We start from the raw sequence: 18,244 nt of genomic DNA on the forward strand, positions 1-18,244 counted from the left end.
CTGTGAGCTGCCTACAAAAGGGACCGGCCATGTCCTTCACCCCGTTCGACTGGATCGACGACGAGGCGCGCCGCCGCGCCGACGCCGGGCTCCTTCGCAGGTTGCGGCCCCGGGAGGCCGAGTCGGAGCTGCTGGACCTCGCGAGCAACGACTACCTCGGCCTGACCCGCCACCCGGACGTGACCGGGAGCGCCGCCCGCGCCGCGCGCCGCTGGGGCGGGGGAGCGACTGGATCCCGTCTCGTGACCGGTTCCACCGCCCTTCATGCCGAGCTCGAAGACGAACTCGCGGAGTTCTGCGGATTCGAGGCGGCCCTCGTGTTCTCCTCGGGCTACGCCGCCAATCTCGCGGCCCTCACCGCGCTCACCGGCCGGGGCTCCCTGATCGTCTCGGACGCCGGCAACCACGCCTCCATCGTCGACGGCTGCCGGCTCTCCCGCGCCGAGACCGCGGTCGTCCCGCACGCCGACCCCGAGTCGGTGCGCAAGACCCTCCGGGTCCACCGGGGCAGGGCGCTGGCCGTCACCGACTCGGTCTTCTCGGTGGACGGCGACGCCGCGCCGCTCGCCGTCCTGGCGGAGGTCTGCCGTACGGAGAACGCCGCACTCCTCGTCGACGACGCGCACGGACTCGGGGTGCTCGGGGAGGGCGGACGCGGCGCGCTCGCGGCCGCCGGACTCGCGGGCACCGATGGCGTCGTCGCCACGCTCACCCTCTCCAAGTCCCTGGGCAGCCAGGGCGGGGCGGTCCTCGGCCCGGCCCGGGTCATCGACCACCTGGTCAACGCCGCGCGCACGTTCATCTTCGACACCGGACTGGCGCCGGCCGCCGTCGGCGCGGCGCTGGGCGCGCTGCGGCTGCTGCGCCGCGAGCCCGCGCGCGCGGCCCGGGCCCGTACCGTCGCCACCGCGCTGTACGAGGGGCTGACCGACGCCGGTCTCACCGCCGTCCGGCCCGACGCGGCCGTGGTCTCGGTGCGCGCGCCCTCGGCCGACGCGGCGGTCGGCTGGGCGGCGGACTGCCGTACGGCCGGGATGGCGGTCGGGTGCTTCCGCCCGCCGTCGGTCCCGGACGGCATCTCCCGGCTGCGGCTCACCGCCCGCGCCGACCTGACGGACGAGCAGATCGCGCGCGCGGTGGGGATCGTACGGCGGACCGCACCGGCCTCCTGACCGGTCCGGCCCGCCGGGGCCGTCAGTGGACGGAACCGCCGTTCAGACCGGAGACGAAGGACGTCCAGGCCGCGGCGGAGAACCGGAGCGGTGGCCTGGACACGTCCTTCGAGTCGCGCACGGCCAGCTGACGGCCGCCGAACACCGCGGTCTCCACACAGTTGTTCATTCCCGTGCTGCGGCTGCTGCGCCGCCACCGTAACGCGTGCTGTGCGAGGCAATCCGACATGACGCCCCCCTCGGGCAGTCCGGGGTCACCGACCGCCGCGGTCGAGTGCGGCGATCAGTTCCAACGAGTGCTCCGGCGACAGCGCGTGGGTCTGCAAGGTGCGGAAGGCCGAGCTGTACGCCTCGAGGTCTTCTTTCCGCTCCAGGTAGAGGCTACTCGTCAAATGGTCAAGAACGACCACGTCAAGATCAGAAGCGGTCGGAAATGAGAAGATTACGAAAGGGCTGGTGAGGCTGACATAGCCGCCGACCGAGAACGGCAGCAACTGCAGCTGTACGTGCGGGAGCTGTGCGACGCGTGCGAGATGGCGCAGCTGCTCCCGCATCACCCGGCGGCCGCCCACCTCCCTTCGCAGGACCGCCTCGTCCAGCACCGCGCTCAGCCGCAGCGGCGGATCGCTCCGCAGCACACCCTGCCGGGCGAGCCGTACCTCCACGAGTGAGTCCAGCTGTCCGGCCGGCAGCCCGTCCAGGGACGCCCGGGTCACCGCGCGGGCGTATTCGGCCGTCTGCAGCAGACCCGGCACCACCGAGGTCTCCAGCGTGCGGGCGGTGCGGGCCTGCGACTCCAGGCTGATGAAGTCGCGGTACTGGGGAGGGATGAGGCCCCGGTAGGCGTGCCACCAGCCGGCCCCGCCGCCGCCCGCCGAACCGGCGAGCGCGGCCAGGACCTCCCGCAGTTTCGGATCGTCCAGACCGTACGCGTCCAGCAGCCGGGTCACGTCCTGCGGCCGGACTCCGCTGACGCCGGTCTCGATCCGGCTCACCTTCGACTGGTGCCAGCCCAGCAGCCGTGCGGCGTCCCGGCTGGTGAGTCCCGACGCATGGCGCAGACTCCGCAGTTCCTCCCCGAGCTTGCGGCGTCGCACCGCAGGGCCATGGTGCATGAGACGGCTCCCTCCCGCTCCCTCACGAGGGGACAGTGTGGCGCCGGTGCGGGGCATCCGGGGCAGAGTTCACCGCTTTGAGCGACAGATATATGCATATCTTGGCGGATCGTCGTCACAGAGGGCAGCATCAGTGGCAATCTGGCGCGAAGCGCAACCCGGACCGCTCGCTGGGTCGGTACCGGGTGGGAAAGGGACGGCTCGCCATGGCAGACCATCAAGAAGCAAGCGTCACTCTGCCGAGCGAGCCGGTCTCGGTCTCAGCGGCCCGCAGGTACGTGGCCGGGGTCCTGGCCGACTGGGGACTCCCCGACGGTACGGAGGAGGCGGACACCATCCGGCTCATCCTCTCGGAACTCGCGACCAACGCCGTCCAGCACACCTTCGGCCAGTCACCCACCTTCACCGTGGACCTCCGGCTGGAGCGCGAGGAGCTGTTCCGTCTCGGGGTGACGGACAGTCACCCCCGCCGGCCCCAGCGGCTGCCCGCCGCGGTCCAGCAGGACAACGGCCGGGGCATGGTGATCATCCGCTCGCTGGCCAAGGAGTACGGCGGCCGGCTGACCGTCACCCCCACGGCCGACGGCGGTAAGACCGTCTGGATCGCCCTGCCGTGGCGCACCCCCGTCCAGCACTGAGCGGGCCGGTCGCCCGCCCCGGTCACGGCGTCGCGGCCGCCCGTCCGAACCCACTGCGCAGCAGCGAGCGCAGGGTCGCCGCCGCCGCACTCGTCCCTTCACCGCGATGCACCACCGAGATCGTCCGGCGGAACGTCCCCGGTTCCAGCCGGCGCACGGACAGCGGCGCAGGCGACATCGCGGCGACCATCTCCGGCACCACCGCCATCCCGATCCCCGCGCTGACCAGCGCGCACACCAGCGCATAGCCCGGCGCGACTCGCAGACCACCGCCGGCAGCGCCCCTGCCTCGGCCAGCGCGCTCTCCACCCCGCGGCGCGGCGGATGCGTGGGCGCGCTGCTGATGAGCGGCCTGCCCGCGAGTTCCGTCACCGGCAGCCTGCCGCTGCCGTCGGCCAGGACCTGCCCGACGGCCGTGACCAGCACCAGTTCCTCGACCAGCAGCGGTTCGGCGTGGACCCCGGAGGGCAGGGGCGTCGGGGCCGCCGGCTCGTAGGCGTGCGTCAGGGCGAGGTCGATCTCGCCGGCCGCGACCGCCGTCACCCCGTCCGGCGGCTCGTAGTCGGTGACCACCAGCTCCACATCCGGGTGCGCCCGGCGGAAGGCGCTGAGGACCGGGGGCAGCAGATGGATGCCGGCGGTGGTGAAGGTGCCGACCCGCAGCCGCCCGCCGGAGAGCCCGGCGAGCCGCGCCAGCTCGTGCCGGGCCTGGTCCATCTCGTCCAGGACCCGCCGGGCGCGGCCCGCCAGCAGCTCGCCGGCCGCCGTCAGCCGGGCCCCCCGGTGATGCCGCACCAGCAGCGCCGCACCCGCCTCCCGCTCCAGCTTGGCGAGCTGCTGGGAGAGCGCGGGGGCGGTGTAGCCGAGCCGGGCGGCGGCCCGGGTGATGGAACCGGCCTCGGCCACCGCCACCAGCGCGGCGAGCCGTGTCGGGTCGTACATTAAGCATTCCTTTGGGCAGACCCAGGAGATCGGAAGTACATGCTAAAGGCTCCGCTGGTCCAGGGTGGAGCCATGGACGCACAACTGACCGCCTTCGTCGGGGTCGCCGCCGCCATGGTCGCGCTCCCGGGCGCGGACTTCACCGTCGTCGTACGCAACGCCCTCGCCTCGCGCGCGGCGGGGGTGGCCGCCGCCCTCGGTGTCGCCGGCGGCCTGCTCGTGCACACCGCACTCGCCGTCGCCGGGCTGGCCGCCGTACTCGTGGCCGTACCGGTCCTCTTCCGCACCGTCCAGCTCCTGGGCGGGGCGTACGTGCTCTACCTGGGCATCAGTGCCCTCCTCGCGGCCCGGCGCCGCTCCGGACGGGCACCGGCCGAGGAGGCCGGGGACGGCGGGCAGGCCGCGCCGGGAACCCGGCGCGCGCTGCGGCAGGGCTTCCTCACCAACGCGCTGAACCCCAAGGCGCCCGTGCTCTTCCTCAGCCTCCTTCCGCAGTTCGTCCCGGCAGGGGCCGCCCCGCTGCCCAGGACGCTGCTGCTGGCCGCGATCGTCGTGGTGCTGGCGCTCATCTGGTTCCCGGCCGTGGCGCTCCTGGTGGACCGCCTGGGCCGGTGGCTGCGCCGGCCGCGGACTGCCCGGGCGATCGAGGGCGGCAGCGGCGCGGCACTCACCGCGCTGGGACTGGTGCTGGTGACCGGCCCCCTGGTGCACTGACGCGGGGCGTCAGGACACCCGGCCGTAGTAGACGCTCTTCGTCCAGATCTTCTCCAGGCGGACCACGGCGCCGGTCTTCGGCGAGTGCCAGATCTTCCCGCTGCCGGCGTAGATCCCCACGTGGTAGACGCTCCTGCCCGAGTGGAAGAAGACCAGGTCGCCGCGCTGCCGCTTGGAGGCGGAGATGTGGCGGGTCTTGTTGTACTGCTGCTGGGCCGTGCGCGGGAGCGTCTTGCCCGCCTTCTTGAACGAGTAGAGCGTGAGGCCCGAACAGTCGAAGCGGCTGGGGCCGGTGGCACCCCACCGGTAGGGCGCACCCTTCTTCGACGCGGCGATGTTGAGGGCCTTCATCGAATGGGTGGCCGCCTGGGCGTCGGTGACCGCACCGGGGACGAACAACGTGCCGCCGACGGCGGCGAGAGTCATGACCGAGGCCGTGGTGGCCCGGGCGAGCAGAGACGGGACATGAACCTGCGCAGACATGCGCAACCCTTCGTCAGCCGCCTGTGAAGGATGACCTGTCGGGTTCGGGCTGGCGAAGTTGCCCGGCCGCTGCAGCGGCTTCACCCCGAGGGTCGACCGCGGTCACGGTCGGCCCGTAGTGCTCGGGTCCTCCACTCCTGCCGATCCACTCCTGTCGACCAGGCATCCGGACGGCGGCAGGACTCGGCGTCCGCCCGGACCGCCCCGCCGCGGTGGCGGGGGCTTGTCGTCCCAGGGATCTTGACTCACCGAGTGCCGGATTTCCGAGGTGAAACGACCATATGTGAGGCTCGTCACGACTGACCTGTTCGGGTGGACAGGTGTCCTTTCGGGGAACTGGCGGCGCGCACCGCCCCGGGCCGTACCAGCGACGTAACGGGAGATTTCGCCCATCGTTCATTCCGGAAGCGCAAGTTGAGTTGTCCCTCGCGCGAGGGAATGCCTACGCCGAACGAGCGAGAAAAATCGATACCCGCGCCGGGCGTGTCGGTACGCGGAAGTCGATCAACTCGGTGGGTCGGGCGGCACGGTGATCCGCGCCGCCCGCCGCTCGCCGTCCAGTGCGCGCAGGGCCCGGGTCAACGTCGCGGTGTGGATGCGTGATTCGCCCCGCCGGTGCATCAGGGCGAGCGCGTCCCGCAGTGCGACCGCGTGCGAGGCCAGGGCCTGGGCGGCGCGCAGGGCGCCGTAGGTGTCGTCGCCGCGCGCCGGATTGATCCTGCCGAGCTGGTCGACGACTTGCAGATAGCGGTCGATGAACTCGGCCTCGGCCCGGGTCAGGGCGGGCAGCGGTGTGAACTCCGGCGGCTGCATGCCGGGTTCACCGCCCGGCCGGCGGTGGCGAGGGGACGCGGTCGCGCACGATGTGGTCGACCAGCCCGTATGCGAGGGCGCCTTCGGCGTCCAGGACGAGGTCGCGTTCGGTGTCCGCGGTGACCTGTCCGGCGGAGCGTCCCGTGTGCCGGGCGAGGATGCCGGTCAGCGTCTCGCGCATCCGGGCCAGCTCCCGCGCCTCGATCTCCAGATCGGACGGCTGTCCCTGGACGGGCTCCCGCAGTTCGGGCTGCTGTACCACCACCCGGGCCCCGGGCAGGGCGTGCCGCCGCCCGGGGGCGCCCGCCGCGAGCAGCACGGCCGCGTCGCCGCCGGCCTGGCCGAGACAGAAGGTCTCCACCTCGCAGGAGAGGAAGGACATCGTGTCGTAGACGGCGGTCATGGCGCCGAACGAGCCGCCCGGCGAGTTGATGTACAGCGAGACGGGCCGGTCGGGCGCGTCGTGCTCCAGGTACATGAACTGCGCGATCAGATCGTTGGCCGCGGTGTCGTCGACGGGCGTGCCGAGGAAGACGATCCGCTCGCCGAGGAGCTTGGAGTACGGGTCGAGCGTGCGGGTCCCCTGAGCGGTGCGCTCGGTGAATTCCGGCAGTACGTGACGGGCGGCGGGACGAAGCATGGCGAGAACCTCTCCTCCGGGCGCGCGGGGCCGGGGCACCCACGTGCCTGTCTGTAAAAAATGTACAGGACGTACAGACGGTTATGATGGGGAGCATGGCCTACGAGATTCCGGTGACGCAAGCCCGGGCTGAGCTCGCCGAACTGATCAACCGAGTCGTCTACGGCGGCGAAAGAGTGGTCGTGACGCGGCACGGCAAGCCGCTCGTCGCCCTGGTGTCGGCCGCTGACCTGGAACGACTCGAATCCGAGGAGGCGGCGGAGCGGGAGCAGGTGATCAGCTCGGTCTCCTCGATCGGCTCCGCCGCATCCGCTGCGGGCGAACGCCGCCGCTTCGGGATCGCGGCGGAGCACCGGGGACAGCAGGGGCCGGGGAACTGACCGGCCGGTGAAACGCCGTGGGCCCCTGTCGGCGACGGCAGGGGCCCACGGCTGCTGCGGTACGGCTTCGGGGCGCGGCGCCCCGGATTCGGCCCGTGCGGGCAGGTCAGACGGCCGGTGCCGGCTGCCGCTCCGTGGTGGTCCCGGCGGGCGTCCGGGCCGGGGGCCTGCGGCGGCCGCCGATGAGCACGGCGGCCAGCCCGAGCACGGCCCAGGCGGTGAGGACGAGGACCGGGCCGCCCACCGCCCTTCCGTCGAAGAACGCGACCGACCGCAGCAGTGAACCGCCCGCGCCCGGCGGCAGCAGCCTGCCGATCATTCCGATCGGCCGGGGCAGCAGCTCGGGGGCGCTGGTGACGCCCGAGAACGGATTGCCCACCAGCACCATCAGCAGGGCGCCGATGCCGATGCCGGGAGGCCCGGCCAGTGCGGCGAGCCCCGCCACCGTCGCGCCGATGGCGAGCACGGTCAGCCCGAGGGCTCCGGCCTCCCCCCACCAGTCGCCGGTGAGGACGCCCAGCCAGCTGTCGGTGAGCGCGGTGGCGATGACCCCCACCAAGGCGGCCACGCCGAGCAGCGCCACGGCCGCCCGCGCGCCGCGCAGCCTCAGCAGGGTCACGGCCGAACCGGCGGCCACCCCCGCGATGGCGAGCGGCAGGATGCTCGCGCCCAGCACACTGCCGCGCGGATCGGCGGCGGGCGCCGCCACCACGTCCGTGACGGGAACGGCGGTGCCCTCGGGCGCCCCGGCGGTCACCACGTCGTGCAGCAGCTGGGCGACCGCGGGGCCGGCGGCGGACGCGGTCAGCAGCTCGGGACCCTTCGGGGTCAGGACCACCGCGCCGTATACGGCCCGGTCCTCGATCGCCGACCGGGCGGCGGACTCGGAGCCGTAGCGGTGGATCTCGAACGCGCCGTCGCGCTTTTCCAGCTGCTCCTGGAGCCGGTCCGCGGCCGGGGCTGCGCCGGTGATCCCGACCGGCAGATCGCGCGGGGCGCTGCGGGCGGCGGGCCAGGCGAAGGCCCACAGGGCCAGGGTCACCACCAGGGGCACCAGCAGGACGACCCCCACCAGGCGGCGATTCGGGGTGGCGGACATGCGCAGGCCTCGATTCAAAAAGAATGATTGTTCGTTCTACGTGTCGACACTGTCCCGTGGGGGTCGGTTGTTGTCAAGAATGAATGTTCGTTTTAGATTGGCTCCATGGCCCGTGTATCCCAGGAGCACCTCGACGCCCGCCGCCGGCAGATCCTCGACGGCGCCGCGCGCTGCTTCGCCCGTGACGGCTTCCACGGCACGTCCATGCAGGACGTGCTGAAGGAGGTCGGTCTGTCGGCGGGCGCCGTCTACCGCTACTTCACCGGCAAGGAGGACCTGATCGCCGCCATCGCGGGGGAGGCGGTCGGCGGTGTCCGTGAGGCGTTCGAGCGGGCCGCCCGCGTCAGCCCCGCACCCACCCCCGATGTCCTGATCGGGCGGGTCGTGCGCACCCTGTTCGGTGCCGGGGCGGACGGGGGGCGGGGGCTGGACCGCCGGGCCTACGCCGGGCTGATCATGCAGGTGTGGGCCGAGACCCTGCGCAGCGAACGGCTGGCGGCCACGCTCGCCGAGGCCTACGCGGGCCTCCGCGCCGCCTGGGGCGAGCTGGTCGGGGTCTACCGCGCGAACGGTGTGCTGCGCGCCGATGTGCCGGACGACCATGTCGCCCGCACCCTGATCGCCATCGCCCAGGGATACATCGTCCAGATCGCCATCTTCGGTGACGCCGGGCCCGAGGTGCTGGAGGACGGTCTGCGCGGGCTGATGTCCATGGATCTGCCAAGCGTCAGTTAACGCGCCGGAAAAACTTCGGCTCTAACGTGCAATACCTCGCCGTGGGGTGCCGGTTCGTCATTCAACGATCTGTTGAAGGCGGCTAGTGTCTCGCTGCGCTCAGGGCAGGTACTGGGCGGACGACTGTGAGGTGGACCCGTGCAACTGACCCCGCACGAGCAGGAACGACTGCTCGTCCATGTAGCCGCGGACGTGGCGCAGAAGCGCCGTGCGCGCGGACTGCGGCTCAACCACCCCGAAGCGGTCGCCCTCATCACCTCGCATCTGCTGGAGGGGGCACGTGACGGCCGCACGGTCGCCGAACTGATGGCGTCCGGACGCAAGGTGCTCACCCGCGACGACGTCATGGACGGCATAGCCGAGATGATCCACGACGTGCAGGTCGAGGCGACCTTCCCGGACGGCACCAAGCTCGTCACCGTCCACGACCCGATCGTCTGACGGGGGCACCGCGATGATCCCGGGAGAGATCCTCTACGCGGACGGGCCCGTGCCGCTCAACGCCGGCCGGCCCGTCACCCGCCTCACCGTCCTCAACGCCGCCGACCGGCCGGTCCAGGTCGGTTCGCACTACCACTTCGCCGAGGCCAACCCCGGCCTCTCGTTCGACCGGGCCGCCGCCCGCGGACTGCGGCTGAACATCGCCGCGGGCACCGCCGTGCGCTTCGAGCCCGGCGTACCCGTCGACATCGAACTCGTCCCGCTGGCCGGACGGCGCGTCGTCCCGGGTCTGCGCGGCGAGACCGGAGGCCCCCTCGATGGCTGAGCTCCACCGCGCCGTGTACGCCGACCTGTTCGGCCCCACCACCGGCGACCGCATCCGCCTCGCGGACACCGCGCTGCTCGTCGAGATCGAGGAGGACCGCTGCGGCGGTCCCGGACTCGCCGGTGACGAGGCGGTGTTCGGCGGCGGCAAGGTAATCCGGGAGTCCATGGGGCAGTCCCGGACCACCCGTGCCGAAGGCGCCCCCGACACGGTCATCACGGGTGCCGTCGTCATCGACCACTGGGGCGTCGTCAAGGCGGACGTCGGCATCCGCGACGGCCGGATCACCGGCATCGGGAAGGCCGGGAACCCGGACACCATGGACGGCGTCCACCCGGACCTGGTCATCGGCCCCGAGACCGAGATCATCGCGGGGAACGGGAAGTTCCTCACCGCGGGCGCCATCGACGCCCATGTGCACTTCATCTCGCCGACCCTCGTCGACCAGGCGCTCTCCAGCGGCATCACCACCCTCGTCGGCGGCGGCACCGGACCGGCCGAGGGGACCAAGGCCACCACCATCACCCCCGGCCCCTGGCACCTCGCCAGGATGTTCGCGGCGCTGGACGCGTACCCCGTGAACATCGGTCTGCTCGGCAAGGGCAACACGATGTCCCGGGACGCCATGCACTCCCAACTGCGGGCGGGCGCACTGGGGTTCAAGATCCACGAGGACTGGGGGGCCACGCCCGCCGTCATCGACGCCTGCCTGGGGGTCTGCGAGGAGACGGGCGCCCAGCTCGCCATCCACACCGACACGCTCAACGAGGCCGGGTTCGTCGCCGACACCCTCGCCGCCATCGCCGGCCGCTCCATCCACGCGTACCACACCGAGGGCGCCGGCGGCGGGCACGCGCCCGACATCATCAGCGTCGTCTCGGAGCCGTACGTCCTGCCCAGCTCCACCAACCCGACCCGGCCGCACACCGTCAACACTATCGAGGAACACCTCGACATGCTGATGGTCTGCCACCACCTGAACCCGGCCGTGCCGGAGGACCTCGCGTTCGCCGAATCGCGCATCCGGCCCTCGACCATCGCGGCCGAGGACATCCTCCACGACCTCGGCGCCATCTCGATCATCTCGTCCGACTCCCAGGCGATGGGCCGCATCGGAGAGGTCGTCCTGCGCACCTGGCAGACCGCGCACGTGATGAAGAAGCGGCGCGGCGCACTGCCCGGCGACGGGCGCGCCGACAACCACCGGGTCCGTCGCTATGTCGCCAAATACACCATCAACCCGGCGGTGGCGCAGGGCCTCGACCAGGAGATCGGCTCGGTCGAGAGCGGCAAACTCGCCGACCTCGTGCTGTGGGACCCGGCGTTCTTCGGGGTCAAGCCGCAGACCGTCATCAAGGGCGGCCAGATCGCGTACGCGCAGATGGGCGACGCCAACGCCTCCATCCCCACCCCCCAGCCCGTCCTGCCCCGGCCGATGTTCGGAGCGGTCGGCCGCGCCCCGGCCGCGAACTCGTTCAACTTCGTCTCCCGGGCGGCGGTCGAGGACGGGCTCCCCGAGCGGCTGGGCCTGGGCAAGGGGTTCGTGCCCATCACCAGCACCCGGGGTGTCACCAAGGCCGACATGCGGGAGAACGACGCGCTGCCACGGGTCCAGGTGGACCCCGACAGCTTCGCCGTGACGATCGACGGTGACCCGGTCGAACCGGCACCCGCAGCCGAACTCCCCATGGCCCAGCGCTACTTCCTGTTCTGATGACGGCATCGACCCCTATGACCTCGTTGACTCGATGGACGGTCCCGTGTCCGGTACGGGGCAGCCGATGAGCCGCGCAGCCCTGCTCGTCCTCGCCGACGGCCGGTTCCCCGCCGGGGGCCACGCCCACTCCGGAGGCGCCGAACCGGCCGTCGAGGCGGGCCGCATCCGCACCGCGGACGACCTCGCCGACTTCTGCCGGGGCCGTCTCCACACCGCCGGGCTCACCGCGGCGGCGCTCGCCGCCGCGGCCGCCCACGGGCACGACCCGCTGGCCCTGGACGACGCCGCCGACGCCCGTACCCCCTCACCCGCGCTGCGGGCCGTCGCCCGCAAGCTCGGCCGGCAGCTGATGCGGGCCGCCCGCGCCACCTGGCCGGGCGAGGAACTCGAAGCGCTCGCGCGGGCCCGGCCGCGCGGCGCCCACCAGCCCGTCGTGCTCGGCCTGACCGCGCGGGCCGCCGGGCTCGGACCCGAGGACGCCGCGTACTGCGCCGCGTACGAATCGGTGGGCGGACCGGCCACCGCGGTGGTCCGGCTGCTCTCCCTCAACCCGTTCGAGGCCACCGCCGTCCTCGCCCGGCTCGCCCCCGACCTCGACCGGGTCGCCGAGCAGGCGGCCGCCGCCGCACGCGGCGGCATCGAGGATCTGCCGGCGTTCTCGGCCCCCTTGCTCGACATCGGCGCCGAGGCCCACGCCGCCCGCCCGGTCCGGCTGTTCGCCTCCTAGCCGGCCCCCGGCCCCGGCGCACCCCGCACCAGTACAGGAGCACCCACCATGCACCTCGACCACTCCCACTCGGGCCCGGCCGCCGTCGGCGCCGACGCCGCGCGCCCCGACGGCACCCGGCGGGCCCTGCGCATCGGGCTCGGCGGTCCCGTCGGCTCCGGGAAGACCGCCACCGTCGCAGCCCTCTGCCGCACCCTGCGCGACCAGCTCTCGCTCGCGGTCGTCACCAACGACATCTACACCCGCGAGGACGCGGAGTTCCTGCTGCGCAACGCCGTGCTGCCGCCCGAACGGATCCAGGCCGTCGAGACCGGGGCCTGCCCGCACACCGCCATCCGCGACGACATCTCCGCCAACCTCGAAGCCGTCGAGGAACTGGAGGACACCGTAGGGCCGCTCGACCTGATCCTCGTCGAGTCCGGGGGCGACAACCTCACGGCCACCTTCTCCAAGGGGCTCGTCGACGCCCAGATCTTCATCATCGACGTGGCGGGCGGCGACGACATCCCGCGCAAGGGCGGACCCGGGGTCACCACGTCCGACCTGCTCGTCATCAACAAGACCGACCTCGCCCCCTACGTGGGCTCCGACCTGGACCGGATGGCCCGCGACGCCGCACAGCAGCGCGGGGAGCGGCCCGTCGCCCTGACCTCGCTCACCTCCGGCGAGGGCGTCGGACCCGTCGCCGACTGGGTACGGGGGCAGCTCGCCTCCTGGACCGCGTGAGCGTCCGCGCCACCGCCCGTATCGCCGCCGTACGTGACAGCGCGGGCACGACCACGCTCCCCGTCCTGGAGAGCGACGGGCCCCTCGCCCTGCGCCGGACGCGGACGCACGCCCCCGGGGCCGCCCGGGTCACCGTCGTCGGCGCGATGAGCGCGCCGCTCGGCGGGGACCGGCTCGCCCTGCGGGTGCGGGCGGGGGAGGGCACCCGTCTCACCGTCGACGCGGCCGCCGCCACCGTCGCCCTGCCGGGTCCCGGCACCTGCGCGGGGCCCGCGCACTACGACGTCCTGCTGGAGGCGGGCGAGGGCGCCGGACTCAACTGGCTGCCGGAGCAGCTGATCTCGGCACACGGCAGCGATCTGGTCATGCGGACCACCGCCGAACTCGCCCCCACCGCACGGCTGGTGCTGCGCGAGGAGCAGATCCTCGGGCGCCACGGCGAGACCACCGGCACACTGAGCAGCCGGCTCACCGTCCGCCGCGCCGGTCGCCCCCTTCTCGATCAGCAGATGGCGTACGGCCCCGGGGCACCCGGCGGCTGGGACGGCCCGGCCGTCCTCGGCGGCTGCCGCGCCGTCGGTCAACTGCTCGTCGTGGACCCGGCCTTCGAGGACAAGTGCCCGGAGAGCCGGTTGCTGGGGCCGACCGCGGCACTCACCGCACTCGTCGGACCCGCCGTCCTGGTGACGGCCGTGGCGGCCGACGCGCGGGAGCTGCGCGCGGTGCTGGACCGGGCGAGGGACGAACTGGGGGACGCGGCAAGCGGCTGAACACCGCTGAGCGGACCACCGCATCCGGTTATCGATTCGGTAAAGAAGTACGGGTGTGCCCTGTTGTCAGGTACCCCACAGACGACAGGATCCGCGGGACGTTCCTACCGAAACGCGCCGCACCCGAAGGCGCTTCACTATGGGGGAGGTTCCACTTGAGACGCACAGCAGCGCTCGGCTCGGCCGGCGCTCTGATCGCGGGCACGCTCATGGCGGGCGCGATATCCGCACCGGCCGCCACGGCCGACGGCCACCACCGCGGCGGCTCCGAGGCCCGCGGCGTCCAGCTGGCCGCGGCCCGCGCGGCCAGGACCGGCATCGACTGGACGGACTGTCCGGCCGACTGGGCCATCGCCAAGCCGATCCAGTGCGGCTGGGTCACCGTCCCGCTCGACTACGCCAAGCCCCGCGGCAAGCAGATCCGGCTCGCCGTCGACCGGCACGTGAGCACCGGAACCGCGAGCGAGCACCAGGGCGCGCTCATCTACAACCCGGGCGGCCCCGGCGCCTCCGGCATGGCGTTCCCCAAGCGCATCGCCACCAAGAGCCCGCTGTGGGTGAACACGGCGAAGGCCTACGACTTCGTCGGCTTCGACCCCCGGGGCGTCGGCCACTCGGCACCCATCTCCTGCATCGACCCGCAGGAGTTCGTCAAGGCGCCCAAGGCCGACCCGGTGCCCGGCTCCGAGGCCGACAAGCGCGCCCAGCGCAAGCTCGCCGCCGAGTACGCGGACGGCTGCGCGGAGCGCAGCGGGGACATGCTGCCGCACATGACCACGCCGAACACCGCCCGCGACCTGGACGTCATCCGGGCCGCGCTGGGGGAGAAGAAGCTCAACTACCTCGGCGTCTCCTACGGCACCTACCTGGGCGCGGTCTACGGCACGCTCTTCCCCACCCATGTCCGCCGCATGGTCGTCGACAGCGTCGTCAACCCGGCCCAGGACAACATCTGGTACCGGGCCAACCTCAACCAGGACATCGCCTTCCAGAAGCGCTGGGACGACTGGAAGGCCTGGGTCGCCGCCAACGACGCCGCCTTCCACATCGGGGACACCCCGCAGAAGGTCGAGCAGGAGTGGCTGAAGCTGCGCGCGGCTGCCAAGAAGCACCCGATCGGCGGCCTCGTCGGCCCCGCCGAGCTCATCGGCTTCTTCCAGAGCGCGCCGTACTACGACTCCGCCTGGGCACCCATCGCCCACACCTGGAGCGACTACCGCGCCGGTGACACCCAGGCGCTCGTCGACGCCGCCGCGCCCGACCTGAGCGACACCGCGGGCAACGCCGCCTCGGAGAACGGCAACGCGGTGTACACCGCCGTCGAGTGCACCGACGCCAAGTGGCCCGGGGACTGGCGGACCTGGGACCGGGACAACACCCGGCTGCACCGGGACAACCCGTTCATGACCTGGGCCAACGCCTGGATGAACCTGCCCTGTGCGACCTGGCCGGCCAAGCAGCGGACCCCGCTGGACGTCCGGACGGGCAGGGGCCTGCCCCCGGTGCTGATCGTGCAGTCCACACGCGACGCCGCCACCCCGTACGAGGGCGCCGTCGAGCTGCACAAGCGGTTCAGGGGCTCGCGCCTCATCACCGAGGCGGGCGCCGGGTCGCACGGCGTCACCGGTCTGGTCAACCCCTGCGTCAACGACCGGGTGGACAGCTACCTGCTCACCGGGCGGACCGACCGGCGCGATGTGACGTGCGCCCCGCACGCCACACCGAAGCCGTAGCCCGCGGATGACGGGCGGGCGGCCGGCAGCTCACCGGCCGCCCGCCCGCTCCTGTCCGGCCGCCTTCACCTTGGCCGCGTACTCGTCGACGTACTCCTGACCGGAGAGACCGAGGATCGCGTACATGATCTCGTCGGTCACCGCCCGGATCGCCGCCTTCTCGTTCTCCAGCCCGGCATAGCGGGAGAAGTCCAGCGGTTCGCCGAAGCGGATGGTCACCTGCTTGATGCGCGGCACGACCTTGCCGGGCGGCTGGATCTCGAAGGTGCCGACCATGGCGCACGGCACCACCGGCACCTGCGCCCGGATGGCCATGACCGCGACGCCGACCTTGCCCTTGTAGAGGCGGCCGTCGTGCGAGCGGGTCCCCTCCGGGTAGATGCCCAGCAGCTCGCCACGGTCCAGCACCCCGAGCCCCTCACGGATCGCCGCCTGCCCCGCGTCCTTGCCCGACCGGTCCACCGGGATCTGCCCGGCGCTGCGGAAGAACGCGGCGGTCAGCCGCCCCTTCACCCCCGGGCCCGTGAAGTACTCCGCCTTGGCGAGGAAGGTGATGCGCCGCTTGATGATCGCGGGCATCAGGAAGTGGTCGGAGAACGACAGATGGTTGCCGGCGACGATCGCCGCCCCCTCCTGCGGAATGTGGTCCGCCCCCTCGATGACGGGACGGAAGAACAACCGCAGCAGCGGTCCCAGGACCACGTACTTGAGCAGGTAATAGAACACGGCACCTCTTCCCGGTCTGCCGGACCGCCGCCACGAGGGTGGCGCTCGGCCTGGTCCGGCCATGACACCTGTCAGTTTCCCGCACAGACGGCCGATACCCCTGCGCATGACACCGCCCCCTGCCGGTCTGTCCGGCAGGGGGCGGGTCCGCACGGGGTGACGGGCGCTCGGGAACGAGTGATCAGGGAGCGGTGCCCCAGGCGAGCGCGCCGGTGACGTACACACCGATCTTCGGCGCGTCGGCGTAGCTCGTGGTGGCCGAGCGGCTGTAGTCGTCCGACTCGTCGAAGTTGGACCAGTCGCTCTTGTTCAGCCGGAGCTGGATCTCACCGGTGGAGGCGCCGGCCGCCAGGGTGCCGCTGCCGAAGCCGACCTCCAGGTAGTGGCTGGCACCGGCCGCCGAACCGGCCGTCTTCACACTGTGCGTCAGCGTTCCGCAGCCGACGACCGCGTAGTCGCAGGCGGTGCCGAACGTGGACGCACCCGACTCGGGGGTGAACCAGTAGCGCACCTTCACCGTGGACAGGTCCACCGCGGTACTGCCGGTGTTGACCAGCTGGAGGCCCATCCGGATCTGGTTGTCGGTGGCGGAGGAGTCGGTGTTCTTGTACTGCACCTTCACCGCACCGGTGCCGGTGCCGCCGCCTGCGGAGGTGGTCGCGGAGAGTGCGGAGGAGGCCGCGGACACATTGCCGGCCGCGTCCTTCGCCTTGACCGTGTAGCTGTAGGCGGTCGAGGCCGACAGACCCGTGTCCGTGTACGAGGTCGTGGTCGAGGAGCCCACCTGGACCCCGTCGCGGTACACGTTGTAGCCGGTCACGCCGGTGTCGTCGGTCGACGCCGTCCAGGAAAGCGAGACGCTGGTGCCGGTCTTCGCCGTCGCGGTCACGCCGGTCGGCGCGGTCGGCGCCTGGGTGTCGTCACTGCCGCCGGGGGTGCCGTCGAGCGGCGGATAGGCGTTGCGCACCAGCTCCTGGAACTGCGCGGAGAACCAGTGGCCCGCGAGCGGGGAGTTCGGCAGGGCGCCCGTCAGGTTGTTGCCGTTGCGTCCGTTACCGGTGTACGTGGGGTCGCACATCCGGTCGAAGCCCTTGCCCTCGTCGTTGTCGACGGGGGCGCTGTTGCCGTCCGACTCCCCCGGGGGCTTGGCCCACACGTAGGCGTCGATCCCGGGCTCGGGGGCGGTGGTGGGACGCTCGCCGATGCCGGCGCCCGCCTGGTTGCACCAGTTGCCCGCGTGGATGCGCCGGTCGACCCGGCCGCCGTCGACAAAGGCGTCCACGCCGGTCGTCGGCCCCGGACCGGCGGGCCGGTCGCTGCCGCCCCAGCCGTTGCGGGCGGTGTCGATCAGCATGCCGATGTCCGAGGCGAAGCCCTGGCTCACCAGCTCGGTGCGCAGCGCCTGGGCGAACGACAGCTCGTCGACGTAGTAGTTCCAGTCGATCCACTTGGACTGACGGACCGTGGTGCCGTTCACCGAGTCCGTGATCTTGACGTTCGGTTCCTTGAGGGCCGAGTAGTTGGCCGTGTTCACGATGAAGCCCGTGACATCGGCGACCGTGGCGCCCTCGGACGTCGCGGCCTTCTTGAACTCCTGGGCCGCCGGGGTGAAGTTGGTGTCCCAGCCCAGCCAGCCGTGGTGGGCCGCGTCCACGTAGTTGTACACGTTGGGAATGGCGCCGAGGGTGTGCAGGGCGTAGCCGACGCCCTTCTCGTAGTTGCCGTTCGCCTTCATCGTCGCGCAGGCCTCGGTGGACCCCGCCGAACCGCCCGCGTTGGTGACCAGGTTGGGCAGCGAGTCCGGCTCGATGATGGTGACGATGCGCAGGTTCGCGTAGGCCGGATCGGCGAGGATCTCGGAGATCGGGTCGATGTACTCGTCCTTGTAGCGGTCGAGTTCGGTGGGACCGAGCTCACCGTTGGACGCCAGCGCGGCACAGTCGCGGCCCGGCAGGTCGTAGATGACGACCTGGAACAGGTTCGCGCCCTGGTCCAGCGCGGTGTCCAGGTGCTCGCGCAGGCTCATCGCGCCGGGTGTCCCCCCGATGGCCGCGATGCGGTCCATCCAGACGAATCCGGGCTCGTCGGCGATGGCGCTGCCGCCCGGTTCGGCCGCCGCCTTGGCGGACCAGTCGGGGTTCACGTAGGCCGTGGCGCCCACATAGGGGTTGTCGACCCGGGCCGCCGCCGACGCGGTGGTCGGGATGGCCACCGCCAGGGCCGCGCCCATGGCCAGGGCGGAGACTGCGGCCAGCCTTCGGCGTAGCCCGTGCATGATGGTGCCTCTGCTGCTCATTGCGGCTCCGTGCTCCTCTCGTACGCCTGCGGAAACTCCCCGCAGACGGGTT

At 72.2% G+C, this 18,244-nt stretch carries 20 protein-coding genes, 1 pseudogene and 1 riboswitch; of the genes and pseudogenes, 12 read left to right on the plus strand and 9 right to left on the minus strand.

What is annotated here, in order from left to right; translation table 11 throughout:
- The first annotated feature begins 29 nt into the window (after positions 1 to 29).
- Positions 30 to 1,172: an 8-amino-7-oxononanoate synthase gene (locus tag RLT58_RS31140; RefSeq protein ID WP_311313682.1), complete on the plus strand. Its 1,143-nt coding sequence runs from the start codon at positions 30 to 32 to the stop codon at positions 1,170 to 1,172.
- Positions 1,173 to 1,194: 22 nt separating this feature from the next.
- Here the strand turns inward: RLT58_RS31140 and RLT58_RS31145 are convergent, their stop codons facing one another.
- Both RLT58_RS31145 and RLT58_RS31150 read right to left on the minus strand, forming a co-directional pair.
- Complete coding sequence (locus RLT58_RS31145) at positions 1,195 to 1,401, minus strand: DUF397 domain-containing protein (protein WP_311313683.1); 207 nt, start codon at positions 1,399 to 1,401, stop codon at positions 1,195 to 1,197.
- A gap of 25 nt (positions 1,402 to 1,426) precedes the next feature.
- A complete protein-coding gene (locus RLT58_RS31150; RefSeq protein WP_311313684.1) occupies positions 1,427 to 2,287 on the minus strand; it encodes a helix-turn-helix domain-containing protein in 861 nt (286 codons plus the stop codon).
- 206 nt (positions 2,288 to 2,493) lie between these two features.
- On the opposite strand from RLT58_RS31150, the gene RLT58_RS31155 reads away from it, so the two are divergent.
- On the plus strand, positions 2,494 to 2,925 hold the full coding sequence (locus RLT58_RS31155; protein ID WP_311313685.1) for an ATP-binding protein: 432 nt from the start codon (positions 2,494 to 2,496) through the stop codon (positions 2,923 to 2,925).
- 22 nt (positions 2,926 to 2,947) lie between these two features.
- Here the strand turns inward: RLT58_RS31155 and RLT58_RS31160 are convergent.
- Positions 2,948 to 3,867, minus strand: a pseudogene (locus RLT58_RS31160) (LysR family transcriptional regulator).
- Between the two features lie 72 nt (positions 3,868 to 3,939).
- On the opposite strand from RLT58_RS31160, the gene RLT58_RS31165 reads away from it, so the two are divergent.
- A complete protein-coding gene (locus RLT58_RS31165) occupies positions 3,940 to 4,581 on the plus strand; it encodes a LysE family translocator (protein ID WP_311313686.1) in 642 nt (213 codons plus the stop codon).
- A gap of 9 nt (positions 4,582 to 4,590) precedes the next feature.
- Here the strand turns inward: RLT58_RS31165 and RLT58_RS31170 are convergent, their stop codons facing one another.
- The 3 genes from RLT58_RS31170 to RLT58_RS31180 form a co-directional block, all read right to left on the minus strand.
- On the minus strand, positions 4,591 to 5,064 hold the full coding sequence (locus RLT58_RS31170; RefSeq protein ID WP_311313687.1) for a C40 family peptidase: 474 nt from the start codon (positions 5,062 to 5,064) through the stop codon (positions 4,591 to 4,593).
- 3 nt (positions 5,065 to 5,067) lie between these two features.
- Positions 5,068 to 5,263: riboswitch (cyclic di-AMP (ydaO/yuaA leader) on the minus strand.
- A 305-nt stretch (positions 5,264 to 5,568) separates the two neighbouring features.
- Positions 5,569 to 5,877, minus strand: coding sequence for a hypothetical protein (locus RLT58_RS31175; RefSeq protein ID WP_311313688.1), 309 nt, complete (start codon positions 5,875 to 5,877; stop codon positions 5,569 to 5,571).
- A gap of 7 nt (positions 5,878 to 5,884) precedes the next feature.
- Positions 5,885 to 6,517 (minus strand): ATP-dependent Clp protease proteolytic subunit, encoded by a 633-nt coding sequence (locus RLT58_RS31180; RefSeq protein WP_311313689.1) that lies wholly within the window; start codon positions 6,515 to 6,517, stop codon positions 5,885 to 5,887.
- A gap of 95 nt (positions 6,518 to 6,612) precedes the next feature.
- Between RLT58_RS31180 and RLT58_RS31185 the strand changes: the two genes are divergently transcribed.
- Positions 6,613 to 6,897, plus strand: a complete 285-nt coding sequence (locus RLT58_RS31185) for a type II toxin-antitoxin system Phd/YefM family antitoxin (protein WP_311313690.1) — start codon at positions 6,613 to 6,615, stop codon at positions 6,895 to 6,897.
- Positions 6,898 to 7,003: 106 nt separating this feature from the next.
- On the opposite strand, the gene RLT58_RS31190 is transcribed toward RLT58_RS31185, so the two are convergent.
- On the minus strand, positions 7,004 to 7,996 hold the full coding sequence (locus RLT58_RS31190; RefSeq protein WP_311313691.1) for an ABC transporter permease: 993 nt from the start codon (positions 7,994 to 7,996) through the stop codon (positions 7,004 to 7,006).
- Positions 7,997 to 8,101: 105 nt separating this feature from the next.
- Between RLT58_RS31190 and RLT58_RS31195 the strand changes: the two genes are divergently transcribed.
- From RLT58_RS31195 to RLT58_RS31230, 8 genes are all read left to right on the plus strand, one after another.
- Positions 8,102 to 8,731 carry a TetR/AcrR family transcriptional regulator gene (locus tag RLT58_RS31195; protein ID WP_311313692.1) on the plus strand — a complete coding sequence of 210 codons (630 nt, stop codon included), beginning with the start codon at positions 8,102 to 8,104 and terminating at the stop codon, positions 8,729 to 8,731.
- A gap of 138 nt (positions 8,732 to 8,869) precedes the next feature.
- Entirely contained in the window at positions 8,870 to 9,172 is a 303-nt protein-coding gene (locus RLT58_RS31200) for an urease subunit gamma (protein ID WP_311313693.1), read from the plus strand.
- A gap of 13 nt (positions 9,173 to 9,185) precedes the next feature.
- Positions 9,186 to 9,497 carry an urease subunit beta gene (locus tag RLT58_RS31205; RefSeq protein WP_311313694.1) on the plus strand — a complete coding sequence of 104 codons (312 nt, stop codon included), beginning with the start codon at positions 9,186 to 9,188 and terminating at the stop codon, positions 9,495 to 9,497.
- Positions 9,490 to 11,211 (plus strand): urease subunit alpha, encoded by a 1,722-nt coding sequence (locus RLT58_RS31210; RefSeq protein ID WP_311313695.1) that lies wholly within the window; start codon positions 9,490 to 9,492, stop codon positions 11,209 to 11,211. Before RLT58_RS31205 ends, RLT58_RS31210 begins: the two co-directional genes overlap by 8 nt.
- 67 nt (positions 11,212 to 11,278) lie before the next feature.
- The gene (locus RLT58_RS31215) at positions 11,279 to 11,941 is read left to right on the plus strand and encodes an urease accessory protein UreF (RefSeq protein WP_311313696.1); all 663 of its coding nucleotides are present in this window, start codon (positions 11,279 to 11,281) and stop codon (positions 11,939 to 11,941) included.
- 48 nt (positions 11,942 to 11,989) lie between these two features.
- Positions 11,990 to 12,667, plus strand: coding sequence for an urease accessory protein UreG (gene ureG / locus RLT58_RS31220; RefSeq protein ID WP_311313697.1), 678 nt, complete (start codon positions 11,990 to 11,992; stop codon positions 12,665 to 12,667).
- Positions 12,664 to 13,437, plus strand: a complete 774-nt coding sequence (locus RLT58_RS31225; RefSeq protein ID WP_311313698.1) for an urease accessory protein UreD — start codon at positions 12,664 to 12,666, stop codon at positions 13,435 to 13,437. Before ureG ends, RLT58_RS31225 begins: the two co-directional genes overlap by 4 nt.
- 209 nt (positions 13,438 to 13,646) lie before the next feature.
- A complete protein-coding gene (locus tag RLT58_RS31230; RefSeq protein WP_311314710.1) occupies positions 13,647 to 15,170 on the plus strand; it encodes an alpha/beta hydrolase in 1,524 nt (507 codons plus the stop codon).
- A 30-nt stretch (positions 15,171 to 15,200) separates the two neighbouring features.
- On the opposite strand, the gene RLT58_RS31235 is transcribed toward RLT58_RS31230, so the two are convergent.
- Positions 15,201 to 15,896, minus strand: a complete 696-nt coding sequence (locus tag RLT58_RS31235) for a lysophospholipid acyltransferase family protein (RefSeq protein WP_311313699.1) — start codon at positions 15,894 to 15,896, stop codon at positions 15,201 to 15,203.
- Between the two features lie 181 nt (positions 15,897 to 16,077).
- Positions 16,078 to 18,192: a glycoside hydrolase family 6 protein gene (locus tag RLT58_RS31240; RefSeq protein WP_311313700.1), complete on the minus strand. Its 2,115-nt coding sequence runs from the start codon at positions 18,190 to 18,192 to the stop codon at positions 16,078 to 16,080.
- Positions 18,193 to 18,244: the final 52 nt, after the last annotated feature.

Source organism: Streptomyces sp. ITFR-16, assembly GCF_031844705.1.
Lineage (GTDB): Bacteria > Actinomycetota > Actinomycetes > Streptomycetales > Streptomycetaceae > Streptomyces.

What these genes read in the sequence shown, in the direction of transcription:
- RLT58_RS31215 (WP_311313696.1), top strand. Translation starts at nt 11,279, where the DNA reads ATGAGCCGCGCAGCCCTGCTCGTCCTCGCCGACGGCCGGTTCCCCGCC.
- RLT58_RS31140 (WP_311313682.1), top strand. Translation starts at nt 30, where the DNA reads ATGTCCTTCACCCCGTTCGACTGGATCGACGACGAGGCGCGCCGCCGC.
- RLT58_RS31185 (WP_311313690.1), top strand. Translation starts at nt 6,613, where the DNA reads ATGGCCTACGAGATTCCGGTGACGCAAGCCCGGGCTGAGCTCGCCGAA.
- RLT58_RS31165 (WP_311313686.1), top strand. Translation starts at nt 3,940, where the DNA reads ATGGACGCACAACTGACCGCCTTCGTCGGGGTCGCCGCCGCCATGGTC.
- RLT58_RS31145 (WP_311313683.1), bottom strand. Translation starts at nt 1,401, where the DNA reads ATGTCGGATTGCCTCGCACAGCACGCGTTACGGTGGCGGCGCAGCAGC.
- RLT58_RS31150 (WP_311313684.1), bottom strand. Translation starts at nt 2,287, where the DNA reads ATGCACCATGGCCCTGCGGTGCGACGCCGCAAGCTCGGGGAGGAACTG.
- RLT58_RS31230 (WP_311314710.1), top strand. Translation starts at nt 13,647, where the DNA reads ATGGCGGGCGCGATATCCGCACCGGCCGCCACGGCCGACGGCCACCAC.
- RLT58_RS31195 (WP_311313692.1), top strand. Translation starts at nt 8,102, where the DNA reads ATGGCCCGTGTATCCCAGGAGCACCTCGACGCCCGCCGCCGGCAGATC.
- RLT58_RS31175 (WP_311313688.1), bottom strand. Translation starts at nt 5,877, where the DNA reads ATGCAGCCGCCGGAGTTCACACCGCTGCCCGCCCTGACCCGGGCCGAG.
- RLT58_RS31180 (WP_311313689.1), bottom strand. Translation starts at nt 6,517, where the DNA reads ATGCTTCGTCCCGCCGCCCGTCACGTACTGCCGGAATTCACCGAGCGC.
- RLT58_RS31205 (WP_311313694.1), top strand. Translation starts at nt 9,186, where the DNA reads ATGATCCCGGGAGAGATCCTCTACGCGGACGGGCCCGTGCCGCTCAAC.
- RLT58_RS31210 (WP_311313695.1), top strand. Translation starts at nt 9,490, where the DNA reads ATGGCTGAGCTCCACCGCGCCGTGTACGCCGACCTGTTCGGCCCCACC.
- ureG (WP_311313697.1), top strand. Translation starts at nt 11,990, where the DNA reads ATGCACCTCGACCACTCCCACTCGGGCCCGGCCGCCGTCGGCGCCGAC.
- RLT58_RS31190 (WP_311313691.1), bottom strand. Translation starts at nt 7,996, where the DNA reads ATGTCCGCCACCCCGAATCGCCGCCTGGTGGGGGTCGTCCTGCTGGTG.
- RLT58_RS31170 (WP_311313687.1), bottom strand. Translation starts at nt 5,064, where the DNA reads ATGTCTGCGCAGGTTCATGTCCCGTCTCTGCTCGCCCGGGCCACCACG.
- RLT58_RS31155 (WP_311313685.1), top strand. Translation starts at nt 2,494, where the DNA reads ATGGCAGACCATCAAGAAGCAAGCGTCACTCTGCCGAGCGAGCCGGTC.
- RLT58_RS31240 (WP_311313700.1), bottom strand. Translation starts at nt 18,192, where the DNA reads ATGAGCAGCAGAGGCACCATCATGCACGGGCTACGCCGAAGGCTGGCC.